14 protein-coding genes are annotated in these 20,135 nt (G+C 59.8%); 7 read left to right on the forward strand and 7 right to left on the reverse strand.

Annotated elements, in window-relative coordinates; translation table 11 throughout:
- Window positions 1–125: 125 nt before the first annotated feature.
- Genes EMQ25_RS17080 through EMQ25_RS17100 form a run of 5 tightly spaced genes read right to left on the reverse strand, consistent with a single transcriptional unit; the run spans window position 126 to window position 4,866 of the window.
- Entirely contained in the window at window positions 126–1,625 is a 1,500-nt protein-coding gene (locus EMQ25_RS17080) for a tripartite tricarboxylate transporter permease (RefSeq protein ID WP_192895693.1), read from the reverse strand.
- Window positions 1,622–2,080 (reverse strand): tripartite tricarboxylate transporter TctB family protein, encoded by a 459-nt coding sequence (locus tag EMQ25_RS17085; protein WP_204570085.1) that lies wholly within the window; start codon window positions 2,078–2,080, stop codon window positions 1,622–1,624. Before EMQ25_RS17085 ends, EMQ25_RS17080 begins: the two co-directional genes overlap by 4 nt.
- A 58-nt stretch (window positions 2,081–2,138) precedes the next feature.
- Window positions 2,139–3,113, reverse strand: coding sequence for a Bug family tripartite tricarboxylate transporter substrate binding protein (locus tag EMQ25_RS17090; protein ID WP_127189828.1), 975 nt, complete (start codon window positions 3,111–3,113; stop codon window positions 2,139–2,141).
- A gap of 32 nt (window positions 3,114–3,145) precedes the next feature.
- Complete coding sequence (locus EMQ25_RS17095; protein WP_127189829.1) at window positions 3,146–3,829, reverse strand: RraA family protein; 684 nt, start codon at window positions 3,827–3,829, stop codon at window positions 3,146–3,148.
- A gap of 26 nt (window positions 3,830–3,855) precedes the next feature.
- Window positions 3,856–4,866: a hydroxyacid dehydrogenase gene (locus EMQ25_RS17100; RefSeq protein WP_127189830.1), complete on the reverse strand. Its 1,011-nt coding sequence runs from the start codon at window positions 4,864–4,866 to the stop codon at window positions 3,856–3,858.
- 543 nt (window positions 4,867–5,409) lie between these two features.
- On the opposite strand from EMQ25_RS17100, the gene EMQ25_RS17105 reads away from it, so the two are divergent.
- The 5 genes from EMQ25_RS17105 (at window position 5,410) to EMQ25_RS17125 (ending at window position 12,715) form a co-directional block, all read left to right on the forward strand.
- A complete protein-coding gene (locus EMQ25_RS17105) occupies window positions 5,410–6,105 on the forward strand; it encodes an IclR family transcriptional regulator (protein WP_127189831.1) in 696 nt (231 codons plus the stop codon).
- Between the two features lie 511 nt (window positions 6,106–6,616).
- The gene (locus EMQ25_RS18135) at window positions 6,617–8,023 is read left to right on the forward strand and encodes an MFS transporter (RefSeq protein ID WP_280177647.1); all 1,407 of its coding nucleotides are present in this window, start codon (window positions 6,617–6,619) and stop codon (window positions 8,021–8,023) included.
- A gap of 859 nt (window positions 8,024–8,882) precedes the next feature.
- Entirely contained in the window at window positions 8,883–9,104 is a 222-nt protein-coding gene (locus EMQ25_RS17115; RefSeq protein WP_127189833.1) for a helix-turn-helix domain-containing protein, read from the forward strand.
- On the forward strand, window positions 9,101–10,660 hold the full coding sequence (locus EMQ25_RS17120; protein ID WP_127189834.1) for an ATP-binding protein: 1,560 nt from the start codon (window positions 9,101–9,103) through the stop codon (window positions 10,658–10,660). Before EMQ25_RS17115 ends, EMQ25_RS17120 begins: the two co-directional genes overlap by 4 nt.
- Before the next feature lie 3 nt (window positions 10,661–10,663).
- Window positions 10,664–12,715 carry a Druantia anti-phage system protein DruA gene (locus tag EMQ25_RS17125; protein WP_127189835.1) on the forward strand — a complete coding sequence of 684 codons (2,052 nt, stop codon included), beginning with the start codon at window positions 10,664–10,666 and terminating at the stop codon, window positions 12,713–12,715.
- Window positions 12,716–13,234: 519 nt separating this feature from the next.
- On the opposite strand, the gene EMQ25_RS17130 is transcribed toward EMQ25_RS17125, so the two are convergent.
- A complete protein-coding gene (locus EMQ25_RS17130) occupies window positions 13,235–13,504 on the reverse strand; it encodes a hypothetical protein (protein WP_127189836.1) in 270 nt (89 codons plus the stop codon).
- A gap of 300 nt (window positions 13,505–13,804) precedes the next feature.
- On the opposite strand from EMQ25_RS17130, the gene EMQ25_RS17135 reads away from it, so the two are divergent.
- Both EMQ25_RS17135 and EMQ25_RS17140 read left to right on the forward strand, forming a co-directional pair.
- Window positions 13,805–16,018, forward strand: a complete 2,214-nt coding sequence (locus tag EMQ25_RS17135) for a hypothetical protein (protein ID WP_127189837.1) — start codon at window positions 13,805–13,807, stop codon at window positions 16,016–16,018.
- Window positions 16,015–19,107, forward strand: a complete 3,093-nt coding sequence (locus tag EMQ25_RS17140) for an SNF2-related protein (protein ID WP_127189838.1) — start codon at window positions 16,015–16,017, stop codon at window positions 19,105–19,107. Before EMQ25_RS17135 ends, EMQ25_RS17140 begins: the two co-directional genes overlap by 4 nt.
- Before the next feature lie 16 nt (window positions 19,108–19,123).
- Here EMQ25_RS17140 and EMQ25_RS17145 read toward each other — a convergent pair whose 3' ends face one another.
- Complete coding sequence (locus tag EMQ25_RS17145) at window positions 19,124–20,134, reverse strand: hypothetical protein (RefSeq protein ID WP_127189839.1); 1,011 nt, start codon at window positions 20,132–20,134, stop codon at window positions 19,124–19,126.
- Between the last annotated feature and the right edge of the window lies 1 nt (window position 20,135).

A 20,135-nucleotide genomic window follows, 5' to 3' on the forward strand; every position in this document is an offset into this window, starting at 1 on the left:
CGCGAACTCGCGCATGAACCGCTGCGGGGCCGTGACCGGACTGACGGGTTTGGGCAAATAATGCAGAAAGCCGCCGATCAGCAAGAAACCGAAAGAGGTGACAGTATGCAGCCGCCCCGAGCGCTTCAGCGAGAGGCCGGCTTGTGGCGTGAGAAAAGTGGACGCACCCCCCAAAGGAGCAGAGCCAGCGTCACGAGCAGAACGACAAGGCTGATCGGCCGCTCGATAAACGTTGCGGGGTCCCCTCGTCCAAGAAGCATTGCACGGCGAAAATGCTCTTCCATCATCGGACCCAGAACAAATCCGAGCAGCATCGGTGCCGCGGGGAATCCTAAAGTTCGGAGCGTGTAACCCAGGCCACCGAACAGGGCGACGAGCACAACGTCGAACCAGCTATTGTTCACGCTGTACGTACCGATGCACACAAACATCAGCACCGCCGGGAACAACCACTGATAGGGCACTTGCAAAAGGCGCACCCAAAGTCCGATCAGGGGTATGTTGAGCACCAAAAGCAAGATGTTGCCAATCCAGAAGCTCATGACTAATCCCCAGAACAACGACGGTTGCTCGGTCATCAATTGTGGTCCGGGGGCAATGCCATGGATCATCAAGGCACCCAGCATCAGCGCCATCGTGGCGCTGCCTGGGATACCCAGGGCGAGCGTTGGAATGAATGAGGTCTGGTCAGCAGCATTGTTGGCACTTTCGGGGGCCATGATGCCCTCGATGGCCCCCTTGCCGAACCTTTCAGGGGTTTTGGAGCTTCGCTTCTCAACGGCATAGGCCATGAAAGCTGCGATTGAAGGGCCCGTCCCCGGAAGCGTGCCAAAAAACGATCCCACCGCAGATCCACGTATCATCGGCAGCCAAGATCTCCTCATCTCGCTGCGGGATGGCTTCATCGCAGCGAATGACAGTGATTTCGGGTCAAGTTTGGCGACATCTACCTTGCCGACGCTCGCAATGACCTCCGCCACCCCGAACAAACCCATGGCCAGTGCGATGAGGGCGATTCCGTCTGCGAGTTCGACGACGCCGAATGTGAACCGCCGCATGCCCGTATAGATGTCGGAGCCGACAATCCCGAACAGAACGCCCAAACAGACCATGATGAGGCCCTTGAGCATTGAGCCATTGGAGATGTTGGATGCGGCGACGAGGCCCAGCAGCATCAAGGCGAAATATTCGGCTGAGGAAAACTGCAGAGCGGCGCTGCTGATGACCCCCGAAAAGGTCATCAGCAGGATGATACCGACCGAACCACCGAAAAACGATGCGATGGTGGTCATAAAGAGCGCAACTCCGGCGCGGCCTTGCTGGCTCATCGGGTAGCCATCAAGCGCCGTGATGGCGTTGGCCGGGGCCCCGGGCACATTCAATAGAATTGCTGCGGTACTGCCACCATAGGTGGTTCCATACCAAATGCCGGCGAGCATGATGAGGGCAGCCGTTGCATCGAGCTGAAAGGTAAGCGGGAACAGCATCGAAATCGCTGCAAGAACACCGATTCCGGGGATCACCCCAAGAAGGGTGCCCAAAAAGACACCGACAAAACACCACCACAGATTTGACAGCGAAAGGGCTGTCTCAAGACCCAGTATTATATTGTCGAAGTAGGTCATGCACCTGGCCAAATCAGGAGAGGTAGGTTCAGACCCAACGCCAGCCTGAACAGCACGTATGCCAAAGCGCAAAGCGCTACTGCCAGCACTAGTGTGGATCTCAAAGTCGCCGCTTTATCGGCAAAGGCAGACAGGGACACTACGGCGATCACAGCCGGAACCAAGCCGGCCGAACGGATGAGCAACGCGAAGGCGGCGACACTGACGATGACCAGGACCGCAGTTCGTGACTCGAACCGAAAGGGAATCGCAACATGCCCGCGCCGAAAGAGTGCCGAGAGTGCCAACGCCCCTCCCAGACAACTGATCAGGCCGCCCAGGCCGACAGGGAACATACCGGGCCCCATGCGGCGAAGGGTCCCCATAGGGTAATGGTTGAAGGCATAGATGGCGACGATCAGGCCGAAAAGCGCGACCAGCATGCCCGATATGAGGTCAGGATCAATTTTGTGCACTGAGGGCGCTTTCCTGAAGGCGTGAGGGGATCGCCGTTCGGCAATCCCCCCTGCAGCATCAATCGATCTGGATGTCGATTGCATCCACGACTTCGGCCCACGTCTGTACTTCAGACGGCAGGAAAGCCGCAAACTCTTCAGGATCGCCGCTCAGCACAGTGCTGCCTTGAGCCTCGAGAAGGCTGCGCAGCTCCGGGTCGGACATCGCCGCCGCAATAGCAGCGTTCAGCGATGCGAGGACATCCTCGGGCATGCCAGCCGGACCTACAAGGGCCTTCCAATCGGATGATTCATAGCCCTCAAAACCGAATGATGCGACAGTCGGAACGTCGGGCAGCAAGGGGTCCGGCTGCGCCGATGTCACTGCCAATGCCCGCAAACTGCCCGAAGTGACATGTGGCAAGACGCTGGGCACACTGCCAATATAGATATCAACGACACCAGCCATGACATCGGAGATGGCCTGGGCTATGCCGGTATAGGGTACATGCTCGAGTTCAAGGTCACCCTGCACCGCCAAACGCTCGATCGACATGTGTGCGACTGTACCCGTCCCAGGCGTGCCGAACAGGACCGAGCCCGGATTTTCTCGAACTTCGTCGATGAAGTCCTGAAAGGTTTCAAATGGGGAACCATTGTGGGTGACGATCCCCATCGGCTGCGTCGTGACCAGCCCGAGGAGCGTGAAGTCCGTTAGCGGATCGTAATTGACTTCAGGATTAAGGGCGGGATTGACAGCAAGATTGGACGTTTGCGCCATGCCAATCGTAAGGCCGTCCGGATTGCTTCTTGCCAGCTGATCCAGCCCGATGGTTCCCCCGGCGCCCGGCTGGTTCAGAACGACGACGTTCCAGCCAGTCTGCTCCATCAACTTATCAACGACAATACGCGCCGGGATGTCAGTGCCGCCGCCCGGAGGGTAGGGCACGATGAAATTGATATTGCTGCCCGGGTAGTTCTGCGCGACAGCCGGAAACGCCACCACCAGGCCTATTGCGAGTGCAACTAAGCCGGATCCGTTACGATAACGCATGAGTAAGTCTCCTCCTTGAGGTTAAAAGACAGTCAGTTCTGTCCATGGAAGTCGCATCCCAATCGATGCAACGAGGCGTCGACCCAGGTTCGATCATTGGTCTGAGCCTTGATCGCCTCCATTTGCTGGGCCTCACTGCGCTGCTTTGCGCGAGCTTTCACAAGTATGTCTTCTGCATCATTCGCCGGGATCGCGACGACACCATCGCTGTCGCCCAGAATGAGATCGCCAGGCTTCACCACCATCCCACAAATAGCGATCGGCACATTGATCTCGCCAGGACCATCCTTGTATGGGCCCCTGTGAGTTACTCCGGCTGCATAGACAGGTAGATTTGTCTCGTAGATGGCGTCGGCATCCCGGATCGCTCCATTGAGCACGAAGCCGGCGATCTTTCTGTTGAGTGCGTGCGCAAGCATGAGTTCGCCAAAGAGCGCATTGGTGAGATCGCCTCCGGCATCCATCACAATGACGTCGCCGGGGGCGGCCATGTCGAGCGCCTTGTGAAGCATGAGATTGTCGCCTGGCCGGGATTTGACCGTTAGTGCCGGTCCAATGAGAACGCCGGAACGATGCATCTTCCGAATCTGTGGGCCGGCCGCACTCATCCGGCTCATGCTGTCGCTGACGTTGGCAACCGGGATGTCCCTGAACTGAGCAACAAGCTCTGGAGCGATTGAACCTTGGCGCGGGAATAACCGAAAGCCGATCGGCATGAAGTGATCCTTGAATTGCAGTTTGGTTAGGAGGTCGCGGCAGAACGCATCTCATCACGCACTGACAGGCTGTCTGCATTGACGATGCGGCCGGGTTCAATTGCCTTGCCTAGAAGGAAATCAACCACGCCCTGGGCCGCCTGCTGACCCACACGAATGTTTGCCGCGCGGGTCACACCTCCGATGTGAGGGGTCAAGACCAGATTTCTCTGGCTCCAGAAGGCATGATCTCCCGGCGGCGGCTCCTGCGCGAAAGTGTCGAGCCCCGCTCCGGCGAGGCGCCCCGCATCAAGAGCATCAACAAGGGCGCTCTCATCGATCAATCCCCCTCTGGCGGTATTGATCAGTATCGCGTCCCTTTTCATCAACCCGATGCTGTCCGCGTTGATCAGGTGCCGCGTTTCCGCCGTGAGAGGGCAATGCAGACTTATGGCGTCACTTGCCGAAAGCAGTTCTTCAAGGCTCCCAACCCGCTCGACGCCCGAGGCGACGAATTCGTGTGCCGGACAGAACGGGTCGAATGCCAGAACGCGGATGTCAAACGACTGGGCATACTTGGCGAAACGCCGCGCGATCGCTCCAAACGCAACCATGCCAAGTGTCGAGCCCGCCAGTTCGCGACCACTGAAGCCTGGCTTCTCCCACCGTCCCTCACGCACCCCGGCATCCAGCGCGGGAAGCCGCTTTGCGACGGCGAGAAGCAACGCCATCGCGTGCTCGGCAACCGACACCGCATTGGCTCCGCTGGCGACCAATACGGGGATCCCTTTCTCCCCGGCGAGCTGGATGTCGATATTGTCGACGCCGACCCCGTGCTTGGAGATTACCTTGAGGTGTGGCGCAGCATTCAGTACCGCGCCGTCAATTTTGCCCATCCGCGAAATGATCGCCACCGGGTCGGCGCGACGAACGGCTGCGACCAACTCTTCTCCCGAGCTGTAGGCATCAACGAATACGGGTGAGAGGCCGGCCGCCTCCAAGGTCGAGACCGCATCAGCCGCCAGGCTTGGGCCGGTTATTATTACTCTAGAGTTCATTTCACTCCCTTGGCGTACAGGCCGCAGTGCCGCCCGGTAGCAGCGCATTGGGGTCTCTGCATTGGTGCCTCCTCGTTCAACATGGCAGTGCTCTCGCCAGACGGGCTGCTGTTGACCAACACACGACCGTTGTACTTGGTACAACGCTATTTCATTTTTAATATGGCCTGCTAAAGGAAGGGCTGTCAACCTTGAGGTTGGCAAAGCGTTTCGTCGCGCTGCAAAGTGGTGAGAGACGTTTCTAGTGAGGCGGGCAAAAAGGACTGGTGTCGCTGGGACCGAATGCGTCGGTCGCTCTGCCGTAGGCCGATCGGCAGGCTGAGTGACCTCGCAGCCACTTTCTTGCCTCCCTGAGGTGGATTTCTACCGCTACATCTCCCCAGGCTTTCGCCGCTTTCGGGGAGAGGTGATGTCGCACCCGATAACCCGGAAACGCTTTCCAACCGGGGATTTTGCGCATGGAGGGCTAGCCCTCGCGCGCTTCGGTATTGCACAGTGCTGTACCAGCTGAGGCGAAATTGTAGGTCACCTAAAAGGGAAGCCATGCCCGGAAATTCTGCTGGCGTCGCCGCTGTCGAGCGAGCGGTCTCCTTGCTGGAGGCCTTCACCGAACACGATCGCTCTCTGACATTGGGAGAGCTATCCCGGCGCGTCGCACTCGACAAAGCAACCGTGCTGCGCATAGCGCGTTCGCTGGCTAAATCACATATGCTGGTCCGCAACGAGGACGCCAGTTGGCGGCTTGGACATAAACTGGTGCAGCTCGGCGCGCTCTATCAGTCCACCTTTAACCTTACGCCGATCGTCGAACCGCTGTTAGCCAAACTCAGCGACGACACAGGCGAAAGCGCAGCGGTTTATGCCCGAGAGGGAGATATGCGCATCTGCCTGCACCGGCACGATTCCAAACAGGCTATCCGTCACTCCGCTCGGGTGGGTAACGCGTTTGCGCTCGATAAAGGTGCGCCCGGCCACGTCATTCTTGCTTTCTCGGGTCAGTCGGGGGAGCTCTATGACCTCATACGGCAGCGCGGCTATCACGCAACGTTCGGCGAACGCGATCCCGAAGTTTCGAGCCTCTCCGTACCACTCTTTCGGGACGGCGCGGAGCTGTTTGGCTCCATCGCAATAACTGGACCGACAAACCGATTTACCGAAGAGTCGATCGAGCGGAACATGCCGAAAGTAAAAGCTGCTGCCGCGCAAATTAGCCAGGCCATGGGCGGCAGATCGATCTGAGGCACGCGCCGCTCCGCCTTGCCTGTTGAGTATCCCTCTCGGAGTTCTGCGCCTATTCCGAGGCCGGTGTTCGGCCGCGGCGACATTTTCCAATGCCGCTGGAAGCTCAGTCAACGCTGCGCCTCAACTTCCCTGCTATTGTACTTCATGAAAGCGCATTGTACCAAGGATGGCGCGTGTCTTCCTCCGCGGGGTCGAGCGGGTTGGTACGGGGCTGGACCGGCAGCACTCCGCTACTGCATTCCTGCGACCACGGTACCTCGCGCTGTCTTTTATCCGGACAATCAAACGGGGCCGGACCGCATACCCAATGAGAGCAGCGTTGCGGATGAACATCTGGTGTCTCACCTTGGGGGTAGCCCGGCATCGCACCCCCGGTGCGTTGTGGCCGATCTGCTCGCGGCTGTCCGAAGAGATGTTGATCCTGGTCTTGGCACCGTGGCCCGAGCCAGCGGGAATACCATCTTGCATGCCGGACGGAGTGCGCTCTCGCGTCGTCACGTGCAACTTGATGAAGTTGGCGCCACCTCTCCACATCAAGCCGCCGGCGCTGTCGACCGGCGCATCAGGGATATTCCGTTGCATTTCCAAGGCACTGGAGCGGCGTCGGGCTCGAAGGTTAGGGAGTTCAGACACCAGAAAGCGGTATTGGCGGACGAAGTCGGCTTTGGCGCTCCCGTTGGTACTGCGCCATGAAATTACCCCGGGCCGCCGAGCCACTTCGCCAGCCATCCTTCGTTGCCTACCTTTCCGGCCACGCCTTATCGACAGTTGGGACCTGGGCGCAGCGCGTGGTGATCTACTGGATCGCCTGGGATACCTCGAAGAGTACCGCAGTGCTCGGTCTGCTCGCCGCCGCCGACCTATTCCCCGCCGTTTCGCCGCTCCCTTGGCTGGCACGATGGCGGACCGAATGGATCGCCGCGTCTTGGCACTTCGCCTCCAATTATTCTCGGTCATCCCCGCTGTTTTAGCTCTGCTTGCAGTGCTTTTCGGCGCAACGAGCGTGCCCGTGCTTGTCGGCCTGTCACTGTTGACCGGAATTCTGAATGGGTTCGACCATCCGGTCCGAATAGTATTGGTGGGCGGCCTCGTAGAGCGCAACATGCTCACAAGTTCCGTGACACTCAACTCCATCGTTTTCAACCTGGGGCGCATGGCGGGTCCCGCGCTGGGAGGCGTAGCGATTGCCAGCGGACAGATCGAGGCGGTACTCTTATTCAATGCAGTGAGCTACCTGGCTTTCGCACTGTTGCTGGCGCGCCTGCGTTACAAGGCACATTCAACGTATCTGGGTCAGGGAAGTGACCCTCTGGGATGGCTGCATGTCTTGCCGCACCTCACGGTCACGCATCGGGTCGTGCTCGTCTATTTCGCCGCGGTGGCGCTGTGCATCCGGCCAGTGTTTGAGTTGCTGCCAGCTTTTGCCGACGGCTTGGCGTTGAGACCGGACTTGGCGGCTGAATTGTTTGCTTGGCTCACATCGGCCCAAGCGCTTGGGGCGGTTCTCGGCGGCGTGGCCATTGGCATACTGTCAGGACATGCTGCTCCTCTACGCTCAATACTGAGTTCGGGCCTCGCCATCATGGGCAGCATGGCGCTGTTCCTGCTCTCAAGCCGGCCATGGCTTTCGATAGTTGCACTGACATTGGTCTCGAGTGGGATTGTCGCCAATGGCGTAGCGTGCCAGGTCGTATTACAGACCCAAGTGTCAGACCGCGTTCGAGGCAAGGTCTTGTCAGTATACACGATGATGTTCCGTGGCCTTCCGGCCCTGGGCGCGCTGGTCGTCGGCGTCCTGGCCCAGTCCATTCCGCAGGCAAACTTGTTCTGGACCGGTATAGCGCTGATCGCGTTGGCGACATGCATCGCTTGGGCTCTCCTCAGACGGAGCATCGGTGGCGACAAGTCGGCCTAGCGATCAGCAACTACGGGGGCTGTGGCACGCCCGGGGCTCAAACTCGAACAATTCCTCGACAAGTCGCACGAGCGTCGGCGTATCTTTACCTCTTGACCGATGTGACGATCGGCATCGTCACAGGCTGCTCCTATTGCGACGAAGCGCTCGGCGTCACGAACCTCACCTAACGATATGGCAGCTTACAGGCCGTGGCAGATCGAAGTCGAAGTGCAGAAGGTCGACGCACATCCAATCCTACAGCACGCGAAAATCGGACGCGCGCAGTTGCGCAAGTTCCTAAAGCCGGAGCCCCCTACGGACACCCTCGCCGGTGAACCAAGAATGAGGGGGATTCAAGCAAGGAACAAACACTCAGGTCGCTGTGACGGGATGCTGTGACAGAATCCGCTCTTTGATTCGGATTCTACGCTAGCAATTTCAATGACTTAGGAATGGCGGAGGAAGTGTACCAAATACCGAACTCTCTCCACGCGGACTCCATGCAGCAGACCCGCAACAAACTGATGTGGCGCACCAATGCAGGGATCACGACGCGTTTCATGATCCGCGACGCCGATACTCAATTCTAAGCCAAGTTGGATGATATCTGAAATCCGATTGTGCCCGGGTCATCCAGATCTCGCACAAGGTACCGAACCCCAATTCCCTCTCCAGAACCTTCATCGGCACGGCGCGCGGGATGAAGAGGAGACGGACCAGATTTGACCCAGGCGATCAGAGACCAAACCGAGACATCGCCCAAAGGTCCGATCAGGTGAGGGGTCACATGTGACCAACCGTTGACATGCGGCCCCGTCTAGGGTCTTTCATGGACATTGCTGGTCAATGATGGCCATGCTCGCGAGGGGCGAGGAACATGAAGCTTCTCACAGTTCAGGACGTCGCGGACGCGATGAAGGTCTCCGAGAAAACGGTCCGACGACTGATCAAGCGCGGTGATCTTGCCGCCTACAAAGTGGGCGAGCGCGGTCAACTCCGCGTCAAAGAGTGCGACCTTGAGGGGTACTTGGAGGCGCAGCGAGTGGAGGTCGGATCGACGGGAGAAGCGAATGCGGAAGGGACGGAATCAGGCGAATGAACACCACTAGACAACAGGACTTCTCGATTGTCGCCGTCGACAAGTTCATCCAGGCGACCCGCGACTCGGGGTACAAGGGAACGTCGAATGCTGTCGCAGAACTTGTCGACAACTCGCTGCAGGCGGGCGCGACCTCAATCACGGTGTCCCTCACGGTGGACGAAGAAGAGGACGGGCGCTCGATCGTCCTAACCGTTATCGACAACGGATCTGGCATGGACGCCCAGACCTTGCGGACTGCGCTTCGGTTCGGCGGTAGCACTCGCTTCAACGATCGTGACGGCCTTGGGCGTTACGGCATGGGTCTGCCGAACAGTTCGTTGAGCCAGGCTAAGCGGGTCACCGTGCATAGTTGGAACTCGAAGCGCGGTCAGGTACTCACTTCCTATCTCGATCTCGAGATGATTGCGGCCGGGAAACTGACCGAGGTGCCGCAGCCACGTTGGGTCAAACGACCAGAGTTCGTAAATGGATATGAGTCTGGCACCGCCGTAACTTGGTCGCGCTGCGACCGGCTCGATCACAAGCGCATTTCTACGATCACACGGAAACTCTTGGGGGCTCTGGGGCGGCAGTTCCGACACTTCTTGTGGAACGGCGTGTCCATCAAGGTGAACGGCGACGCTGTACAGCCCATCGACCCGCTCTTCCTCCACCCTGCCGCGCTGTACAGTGGCGCAACTCAGTTCGCAGAGGACATGGTCTACGAGGTTGCAGCGAACCCCGACGACCCCAGCATCACCGGTATCGTGAAGGTACGCTTTTCGGAACTGCCTGTCGACGATTGGTCGAAGTTGAGTAACGAGGAGAAGAGAACCCGCGGGATCGCTAAGGGTGCGGGCGTATCAATCGTACGTGCGGGTCGCGAGGTGGATTACGGTTGGTTCTTCCTTGGAGGAAAGCGCCGCGAGAACTACGACGACTGGTGGCGCTGCGAGATCAAGTTCGACCCAATCCTAGACGAGGCGTTTGGCATCACCCACACGAAGCAGCAAATCCGGCCACGCCTCCACCTCATCGAGGCACTGAGCGCAGATTTGGAGGTGATGGCTCGCGCACTCAATAGCCGCGCGAGAAAGGCACACCTAAATGCGAAGGTCGCGGAGCGCTTCACGAGGTCTGAATACCGCGCAAGCGAGAAGGACGAGATGCTGGTGCCGCTGCCGCCGAAGCCGCGGCTTCGCGACAAGAGGGTCCTCGACGCGTTGGGAAAGAAGCTGACGTCAACCGAGAACGCACGCGACAATTGTGGTGGCTCGACCGAGTACCGAATCGTCCCTACTGCACTAAACGAGACGGCCTTCTTCAACTACGCGCGCGACAAAGGCCGGCTGATCCTCGTGCTAAACCCGGAGCACCCATTCTATAAGCTTGTTTACAAGCCGCTGCTTGAATCGGACAATCCAAGCGACGACATCGTGCGATCGCAGATCGACTTACTGCTGCTCGCGGCGGCGCGTGCCGAGGCGCTGCTCGAGAGCAAAGAGACTCTCAAAGTCGCCGAGCAGTTGCGGGCCGGTTGGAGTGACACACTAGCTACTTTCCTGAACGGTTAGAGGATGAGCCGCCAAGCACAAAACAATTGGGTCGTGCTCTCACCACCACTCCCAGAGCGCAGCCACGCGAAGAAGGCCTTCCGCGCCCATGCGGCGAGTTTGTCAAAACTGCTGAGTGAGGAAGGCGACGGCGAGAACTTCGATGAGGCTCTCAAGCGCTTACTACGCGTCTACACCGAAGACGAGCACGATGCCGCCTTGCGCGCTGCGCTGTGCGTCTTGACTGACCTGGCTCGGCAGCGCTGGTCCATCCGCGTCAACGAGGAGCGCGGCGTCGAGGTGAAGCGCCCCGCAGAAAATCAACTCGACCCTTTGCGCGAAAAGGCGCGCATCCGAGCCCAGGAACTGATCAAACGCGATGAGCAACTGCGAGAACCCGCAGCGAGGCGATTCATTAAGGGGATGGAGCAGAAGTCCTTCCACAATGGGAATTTAGTGTCGATCTACTCGGTCATTCGGGACGGGCGAGAACTCGCGGAGGCGCTCCGCGCCGCGCGCGCACTAAAAGGCGAAGATCGCGTTCGCGCGTTGAGGAAGGTGATCAATCCCTACCTCCAGTTCGTCGACGGGGCCGAGTACTGCGAGCATACCGGGCTCCGTCTGCAAGACATCTGGCGATACTTCCGCCACACATGGACGAACCAGTACACGGCCACACCCGGGCGCTCAATGGCCTTCTTAATCCGAGACCGCGCGCGTGAGTACCACCCAGTCATAGGGATCGGGTCTCTCGGGAGCCCAATTGTGCAAATTCGCGAACGCGATGCCTGGATAGGCTGGCAACCAGAGGCGTTCTTGGAGTTCGCTAGCGAGTCGCCGTCCGCAGAACTCGGGATTTGGCTCCACAAAACAGTGGAAACCGCGATTGGCGAGATCTACCTCGACGACTTTTTTGAGGAGGAACTGCTGTCTCCGCTCGACCTCCGCACTCCGACGCCGGAGGTCCTACGGTATCTGTCCGCTTTCGGGGAGAACCAGCGGGAACTCCACCATCGACTTGCCAGTTCGAAGGATCTGAAGCGCTCAACAAAGCGCGACGATACAGGCAGCACTGATGCGCACTGGAAGGCGCGTGCACGGACACACCTCTACCGCAGCAAACGAGCGCTCTCACTGGTGGACATGCTCCGATCGCGCATGGTTCTTCAGCAGCACCTGTCCTCGCCGCCAACTGCCGAAGAAGTGCGCGCGCTGCTAGACACGAGCGATGGGCGCAGGATAGTGAAGAACATCCTGCGGAAAGCCAAAGCTGACCGCGTCGGTATCGCAATGGCGGACATCACGGTTTGCGGCTCGGTAGCCCCTTATAATCTGATCCTCGGGGGGAAACTCGTCTCGATGCTCGCAGCCAGCCCGGAGGTCGTGACTGCCTACCGCAATAAATATCTGGAGCAAGAGAGCGAAATCGCTTCCTCGATGGCGGGACGGCCGATTATCCGGCGATCAGAACTCGTGTTCCTAGGGACGACTTCGCTCTACGGGATCGGATCCAGCCAATACAACAGGTTGCGGATGCCGGCCGAGCGCATCGGTGGCAAGAAAGGCGAGCAACTCGCGTTTCTTGAACTTGGCAAGTCAGACGCCTACGGGACTTCGCAATTTAGTTCGGACACGGTCAGAGCCCTCGTCTCTTTGGTCCAGCAGTCTAGTAACGGCCAGCGTGTCAACAGCATCTTCGGCGAGGGCGTGAGCCCAAAACTCCGGAAGATCCGAGACGGGCTCGACGCGCTCAAACTTCCGACCGACGTGCTCCTCCAGCACGGACGGCAGCGCATCGTGTATGGCGTTCCGGTCGTAAGGAACCTTCGCGAGTTCCTCCTTGGGATGGATGATGAACCTGAGTACTGCTTTGACATGAACGAACCAGAACGCAGCACTGAGGAGATCGGCCGCTGGTGGACAGAGCGTTGGTTGAGAAATCGCATCGAGTCCGACGACGTCTTGGCGCGGGTAGAGCAACATACTCTAGTCCGACCTATCCGCCACGGGGCGCGGGTCGTACTCCCTAATATCGACGACGGTCAGGCGACCCTTTTTGAAGATTTCACATACTAGCGCTGAGCAACTATGGCCCACGAGGTCCCACGACCAAGCTTTAAGCATTACAGTGCCTTGCGTGCTGCGCCGCTATCGCGTTCCAGAAACGTATTGTCGGCTGTTCGACCGCCTATGAAAGCGAGTTCGCCGCTGGAGAGGACGAGATGCTCTTAAAGATTGCGAACGAGGGCAACTGGCGCGCGAGCGAGCGCGTCTCCAGCCACGCTGCATCTGCGTCGTGCGACGAATGCCCGAAATTGCTCCGTGCTCACTGCGCTGTTCGGAAAAACCTATCGCGCGGCGGGCCCAATGCTTGAGACGCACAACAGACTCGACGAGAGGTACCGCACGCTCCGGGATTCAAGAACGGGGCCGGTCTTCTTTTTCGAGCACGGGTTAAGTGAAGACGAGGTCACTGACGTCTTCGCGAACGTTAGCCATGTCTTAAGCACGCACCCGATTGAAAGCGGATGGTGGCGCACCAACTGCCTCCCACTGCTCGTCGCGGCCACAGAGGTCGGGTACCGCTATAGAGGGTCAGGGACTGACTTTTGGCCGGTATTTGAGGCCAAACTCGGCCTGCGTATCAGTGCGCCTGATCGACATCACATTCGCGATCTCTTCGCCAGCGCTGCAAAGACCTACCGAGGTGCGCAGCCGCCAGTTACCCCGTGGGCCGACGCCTTCCGCTTCATCGCCTGGCCAATCACTCACGCGCTTGTGCCTCTTGAGTTCCATCGTCCGCTCGCGCTCACGCTTGCGAACCTGCGCGTGAACGTCGCCGAACTCGATGACGATGGTCTGCACCGCGCAATCCGAATAGTTGCTTCCAACTCTTCGGCGCGGTTCGCGACTTTGCTCGAGGACGCAACTCTGGTGGTAGCCGTGACGAGAAGGTTGTTGGGTGACGACAGTGCCGAACTCTGTCCCCAGACGATGGAGCGTATCGCAACTGACCTCGCCTCCGACCAAATCGCTCGGCGCGCAGTTGCGGTCGCTCGCCGGAGACAACGGACTGTCGCGCAGCGAAAGACACCTGCCGCATCATCGGGGCTGCAACTTCCATCGATCGCAGGTTCGCTCACAATCCGACGCCAAGACAGTTCAATGACGCTCCAGGCCGCCTTTCCACAAGTGGAAGCGGACCTGCAAGGGAAACTCCGTCGAGCGCTGCGCCGTCGCCGATACGCCGCACGTCTGTGGGGCGTATCAGGGCCGGTTCCCAGTGAACAGTTGCTCTCCGGGCTCCCCTTCACGCTCAAGTTAACGTCGGTCCCGTCAGAGGTTGCGGAACTCTTTCCAGACCTCGGCCAGGTAGAAATCGACCAGGAACTTCGCGACGTACTTGCCACCTTCGAACTGAACATCGCGTGCCCCTTGCTATTCGCCGTTGATTCCGATGAAGAAATTGGACGTCGAGTTCACGGTCCGAGTATCTCTGGCCACCGCAAGTATTGGCTCCTCTCCCCGTCAGGCGAAGGCCCTCCGGGTTTCGCAGCCCTGAGGGACGTTGGGCCGTACGACTGCTATCTGCTAGACCCCGCGGAAGAGATCGCGCGGAAAGTTCTGCGCGAACTTGGATTTCATGTGCACTTCGGCATCTCAGTTGAATTTGCAGGCAGACCTCCGCTTGAACGCGATGCGCCGGTTCCGGTCTTCGTGGTCGGCGACCAACGGACTGTGGTGCCTCGACGTGTTCCGCCAGAGGGCTTGAGTGTCCAGTTGGACGACGAACAGGTCCATCTTTCGAGCGACGACGTCGTGACCGTTTTAGTTGAGCGAGGTGACCATACGCTGCGGGTGTCGAACGGTAGTGAGGACCGCGATTACACGTTCCGCGGGACGCTAGCGCCTCGATCTGTGCCGCCCACGATCTGCTCAATAGAACCGCGTTTCGGTGACCTGACAGTCCAGGCGTTCTTGCGCGGCGCGCTCGAATTCGCCGTCGAGAGTTTTGCCCCGCTCGACGGCCTGGAACTTACAGTTGAGATCGATGCCAGCGGTCGAAGGCTCTTTGCCACCGCCCCGCTCGGCCCTCTCCCCTGCTCGGTTTCCTCGGAGCAGGAGCCCTTCGCGACGCTACTTGATGACGAGACTCGTGGGCTACTGGCGCGGTCTCCCTCGCTCAAACTGCGGCTCAGCGTGGGGAACCTATGCTCACACTATATGATGTTGGAGCAGCGCGTGCGGCCCTGTTGGTGGCAGCGAACTGACGACGGTACGATTGCCCTAACAAGCGAAGTCGGGATGCTCCCCTTCGGCTGGGTGCTGGCGACCACTCCAGCGACTCCGCCAGCGCCGGAACTCGACGACGCGCACGAAGTGGCGCGACTGCTCGCACCGATCGGGCTTGACGTCTCGGAGCACGGCGGGGTCGCCGAGTTCACCACGCTCTGCATCGCTCCCTCGCATGCGCGACTAGGGTTACCCGCTATCAAGAAGCCGATCCTCACCAGACGCCGTTACGCTGGAAATGGCGCGCTCGGCCTCGAGGACATGGTCGAGAGTTACCTAAGATGGTCCCTCGCCGAAAGTACTACGTTCATCGCCGAGATATGGCGCCGGCAGATCGCCGCGGTACTGGACGGATGGCTCACAGAAATCTGCTGCGGCGAGGAGTGGGTGCGTCGCGAGGCGGCGCTGGGCGATGTGGACCCGTGGGAAGAATTGGCCCGAGACTGCGATGAGACAGGCTTCGGACGTGACTCGTATGTCGAACTCTCGCGCGAGGACGAGGTTGAGGTGACACGCATCGCCGTCCGAGAGATTCGGTCTGAGTTCCCAGACCTCTGGGCGCGCGTCGGCCCGCTTTGCGCCCTGAGCCAGGAAGACTATGAGGCGCTCGATCTGGCCTGCGCCCGCGCGTATACAGAACTTGCCGATAAGTACCGAAATAAAGGTAAGGAGGACTTCGCCACAGGGATTGCAGAGGGCGACCCCGGCGCAGCGCCAGACGACTGGGACTCCGTCCTTAGACGCGTAAAGTCTACGGCAGAACTTCAGCCGCTCGCCGAAATGCTTCTCCCATCCGACACCGCTCATGGGCTCATGACGCTCGAACCGTCCATGATGACGCTAGACGAACTTACCGAGGAACTCACCGCGTGGGCCCGAAGCGCGAGGAGAGCGCTTTCCGGGAGCGTGCCGCCAAGCGACACCCTCAAGGTAATCCTCGCGCTGTGGGCCGAGCCCGAGGCCGCCGCAAGCCTGGACTGGCGCCGCGCACTTGACGTGCTGCTCGCTGAGCGGTCCGTTGCTCGCGCTGCACGATACTTGGCCCTGCGAAGTCGACGGGCGGCCCGAGGAAGTAGCAGCAGATGAGAAACATTTACGTCGACCTGTGTCTACAAATTCAAGCCGTCCGGCGCGATTTCGAACGCATCCGGACGCCGCTTGCTCCCGCAGTCGGCATAGCTGCATCGCTCTACACACATCAGGTCGCGAACGTGCATAGGGTGCTGACGGACGTAAGGGTTAGGCATCTGCTTGCCGATGAGGTTGGGCTCGGCAAGACCGTCCAAGCTCTGATGGTGCTGAACGCGCTTCGGAGCCAGAGGGCTGACCTGCAAGTACTGATCATGGTGCCCGATCAACTTGTCGCTCAGTGGCGCGACGAGATCATGACGCGAGCTCATACCGCACCGTTCGGGGAACACGACGCGGCCGAGGGCAGGCAGTATATCCGCTTGGCTTGGGAGGAGCAGTTCGGGATGCGTGACGCCGCGGGCAACCCGAAGTTCGCGCTCTCTGACATCGACCCCGACCGCTTCGATGTCCTCGTAGTTGATGAACTCCATCGCTTGCGCGCAGATGTCCAGGACCGGATTGTTCGCGTCGCTGCCCGCTTCGAGCACGTACTGGCGCTCACGGCGACGCCCGCCTTCCAGCACGTCAAGCGACATGCGCAGCTATTCGCGTTGCTAGAGCCGGAGCGGGCCTCGCTCGCGCGAGCAAGAATCTCCACCGGAGACCGCGGAGTTGCCGAAGGTCTGGCGGCTGGCGACGACGTCTCTAAGTGGCCCGAATGGGCTGCGGCCGCCGTGGTCAATGAGTTTATCGAGGCTGATCGCACCGCGGCGTCCGCCTCAGTGCATTCCAGCCTTTGCACTGCGGCGCTAGCTCATTGCGCGTACCGTAGGGTCATTCGAACGAGACGGGTGGATTACAGCGGCGTGCTCCCTCGCCGCTGTCACCGGCCGCTTGTCGTCGAGCCTCTCGGCGCGGAAGTTGAGCGGCAGTCCTTGATGTGGCAGTACTTCGAACACCTCGGCGATCTGAGCCGGGAATTCGATTCAGTACGTCTCGCGAAACGTGTTGTCCTCAGCCCACCGTCGCTCGAGCAGCGCGTAGACTTCCTCCGGCGAAGAGGGCACGAGCGCGCTGGCCTGCTTGAGCGCGTCAAACCGCTCGTTCACCGCAGCCAAGGTGACTCCCGCGCCGATGCCCTCATCGATCTTCTGGCGGAAATCTGGACCGAGGACCCAACTGAACGCGTACTCGTAGCAGCGCAGGACAACCTGACAGTCGATTATCTCTTTGATCTCGTCCAGGCGCGACTCTCGGTCGTTGGTCCACTCTCCCAGCGAGTCCCGCTGGTTGCAGCTCGGGTTCGCCAAGGGATGATGACGGGGGCGGTCGAGGATCTCGGTGGATTTGGCAACGAGACAAACGAGAACCTTGAGGCCTTTCAACGCGGCGACGCGCAGGTATTGTTCGCGCCAGAGGCCGTGCAAGTCGGCCTGAATCTCCAATGCGCACGCGTTCTGGTTCTCTACAGTGTCCCGTGGCGCCCCGAGGAAGTTGAGCAGTGGATCGGCAGGCTCGACAGGATCGGCAACGTCGCCGCCTTCTCGAACGAGGGCGGTGCAAAGACGATCGACGTGTACACCATTGCTCAGCGTGGCCTCGTCGATGAGAAGGTCGTCACTGTTCTCCAGCGCTTCCATGTCTTTGAGAGAAGTGTGAACCTCGACGGAGACCACCTCGACGAGCTAGCGAGCCTCATTGAAGACGCCGCGTTACGCCCAAAACGGATCGACTGGCGAGAACTAGCGGACACTACGGAGGAGATGGCGGCCGAAGACGAGGTACAGGAACTCGCCTCTGCTCTGCGCAAGCACCTCCCTTGGACAGTCGACTCAGCCACCGCTGAGCGCCAGTGGCTGGATTCAATACCTCCCGCTCCTCCTGTCCTCAAAGCTCTTCCCGAGCACTCGGCGTTAGGCCCCCGAGCGTGGGATCGGGCGCTCGAGGGGATGCTAAGTTTGCTTGACTATGCTGCCGACTACCACATCCGCTGGAACACAGACCCGGAGACAGGTGGCCGTTTTCGGACGCTGTGGTATCAGTTCGGTGAGAAGGGGATGTACGGCCGGCGAGAGGTCCGGTCGAAGGTGGTTTTCTCGTTCGGCGCGGATCCATCGCACGAGCGCAGCCCACGACACGCGTACGCATTCATAACTCGTCGCGGTGACATCGGGACTCCCCCTCGGCGGAGCGTCACCATGGTGCTGGACGGTGACCATGTCCGACGGACTCTTCGGTTCCTCAACTTTGGCGATGCGCTCCACGATGAACTAATTGACGGCTGGTTACCGCAACGTAATGGCCTATTGAAGCTGGGCGTCACGTTCTTCGACGATCACACCGTTTGGCAGTATGGGGCGCCCGGTCTGTACCTTCTTAGGCTGTCCGTCATTGATCCGGCGGATGCACTCATGGCACGAGGCTTGGAGGAGAGGACGCTCGGAGCCGTGGTCCAAGCCGCAACTCTCAGTGAAATTGATCGACTTCCCGATCTGTTGCGTCCTTTTAGGAAAGTTATGCGTTGCGCGATGGAAGCTGACGTTCGTTGGCTCCGCGCACAGTTCACCGCGTGCATGACCCTCGATTTACGAAGACAGGAGCACGGAAATTGGGTCCAGGTCGAAGCCGAGGAGGCTGCGGCGCTCTTCAACCCTATGGCACATGAGCGCAATGGCGTCCCGAGGGCAAACGACCTGCGCAAAGACGGGGCGGACATCGCCTCCGCTGAGGCGGAACTGTCTAGTCAGCGGCAGGCTGACGCGACGGCCGCACGCTCAGCGTGGAGCCATCGCTTTTCTAACTTTGAGGAGTCGCTCACGGCTCGCTTGGTGGTCGTCGAAGAGGAAGGCCACGATGCGGTCGCAATTGCCACTGAGGAACTGCGTCGGGCTGAGGCGGCTCTTGAGTTGGCACGGGAGCGAGGCAATCGAGCACAGATCACGCGTGCGGAGAATGCTCGTAATGCCGCTGGGGACACTCTGGGCATGACCCGCGCGTTTTGGGACGAGCGCACTCGCTGGCTTCGGGAGTGCAAGGAGGAGGTTCGCACGGTCCTCCCTCGAGAAAAGCTGACAGCAATAATTCAAACTCGAAAAGTCTCCTAGCCATGGGAGCGTTGGCCTAGGTTAGCAGTCGCCACAGGTCGGGGCCCTTCGGACTCACATCCCATGCCCATGCGCCGCTAGGACTTCCAAGGATATCCATGGCCGCGCGCAACTGAACCGGCGCCGGGAACGTTAACTGGATCCTGAGCCCGTCTGCACGTACGACCTCCTCGGCGCCGACACGCCTCCCACGCGCGAGCACAGCCCATCGCCACTCATCCTCGTCGTAGAGGTCAAGCGCCCGCTGACCGTCTCCAGCCACGGCGACGATGCATGGGTGCCAGTGAGTGTCTCCGTAGCCGCGGCGATAGGCACACCACAGCCCCTCTCCCGGATCTGTCGTCCACCTACCCTCAGGCTGCGCCGAGTTGTGACGGCCGAAGAAATCTCCTGGACGCCCCCCTAGAAAACGCACCTCAGCGTCAGCACTCACCGTCAGTCCTTCCTCGGTCAGTGCCTCCTCAAGTAAGTCCCAGAAACGGCCGAGCGTGACCGCGTCGCTCCTCGCAGGCTGCCGCATTCGCCTACTTGCGTGACGAAGGTAGCCTGGAGGCACCAACCACTCCGAGAGCGATACCTCCTGCACCCCAGCAAGTTCCAAAATAGCGACTTCGTCGTCAGTGCCGACACGAAGTCTGCGAACTATGTCGTGGTTGTCGCTGTCCACCAGCGAGAGTCCATCGGGGGGCTCCGACACTCCCAGAAAAGCGGAGACACCCTCACCCACTGAGATCCACCTCGGTGTAGTCGGCGCCAAATAGAGTTCGTGCCCAACGTAAACCTCTTCGCATTCGCCTATATCGACAAGCCGCCGTAAGACGCGTGGGATATCGCTAACATCTTCAACGCCGCTGGCCCGGAACTCGGCGCGTGCGTGCTTGACAACATCTCGCTTGGGACTCAGCCCCCAGCGGCTCAGCGGCGCGCGCACAATATTTGCGATTGCACGTTCGCTCGGCCTCCCCTCGGCATCGAGGTAGCCAAACTGGGTGCTGAGTTGGGCACGAGACTGCGTTCGAAGTCTCATG

Source organism: Arsenicitalea aurantiaca, assembly GCF_003994485.1.
GTDB classification, from domain to species: Bacteria; Pseudomonadota; Alphaproteobacteria; order Rhizobiales; family Devosiaceae; genus Arsenicitalea; species Arsenicitalea aurantiaca.

What these genes read in the sequence shown, in the direction of transcription:
- EMQ25_RS17080 (WP_192895693.1), bottom strand. Translation starts at nt 1,625, where the DNA reads ATGACCTACTTCGACAATATAATACTGGGTCTTGAGACAGCCCTTTCG.
- EMQ25_RS17090 (WP_127189828.1), bottom strand. Translation starts at nt 3,113, where the DNA reads ATGCGTTATCGTAACGGATCCGGCTTAGTTGCACTCGCAATAGGCCTG.
- EMQ25_RS17095 (WP_127189829.1), bottom strand. Translation starts at nt 3,829, where the DNA reads ATGCCGATCGGCTTTCGGTTATTCCCGCGCCAAGGTTCAATCGCTCCA.
- EMQ25_RS17100 (WP_127189830.1), bottom strand. Translation starts at nt 4,866, where the DNA reads ATGAACTCTAGAGTAATAATAACCGGCCCAAGCCTGGCGGCTGATGCG.
- EMQ25_RS17105 (WP_127189831.1), top strand. Translation starts at nt 5,410, where the DNA reads ATGCCCGGAAATTCTGCTGGCGTCGCCGCTGTCGAGCGAGCGGTCTCC.
- EMQ25_RS18135 (WP_280177647.1), top strand. Translation starts at nt 6,617, where the DNA reads ATGAAGTTGGCGCCACCTCTCCACATCAAGCCGCCGGCGCTGTCGACC.
- EMQ25_RS17115 (WP_127189833.1), top strand. Translation starts at nt 8,883, where the DNA reads ATGAAGCTTCTCACAGTTCAGGACGTCGCGGACGCGATGAAGGTCTCC.
- EMQ25_RS17120 (WP_127189834.1), top strand. Translation starts at nt 9,101, where the DNA reads ATGAACACCACTAGACAACAGGACTTCTCGATTGTCGCCGTCGACAAG.
- EMQ25_RS17125 (WP_127189835.1), top strand. Translation starts at nt 10,664, where the DNA reads ATGAGCCGCCAAGCACAAAACAATTGGGTCGTGCTCTCACCACCACTC.
- EMQ25_RS17135 (WP_127189837.1), top strand. Translation starts at nt 13,805, where the DNA reads ATGACGCTCCAGGCCGCCTTTCCACAAGTGGAAGCGGACCTGCAAGGG.
- EMQ25_RS17140 (WP_127189838.1), top strand. Translation starts at nt 16,015, where the DNA reads ATGAGAAACATTTACGTCGACCTGTGTCTACAAATTCAAGCCGTCCGG.
- EMQ25_RS17145 (WP_127189839.1), bottom strand. Translation starts at nt 20,134, where the DNA reads ATGAGACTTCGAACGCAGTCTCGTGCCCAACTCAGCACCCAGTTTGGC.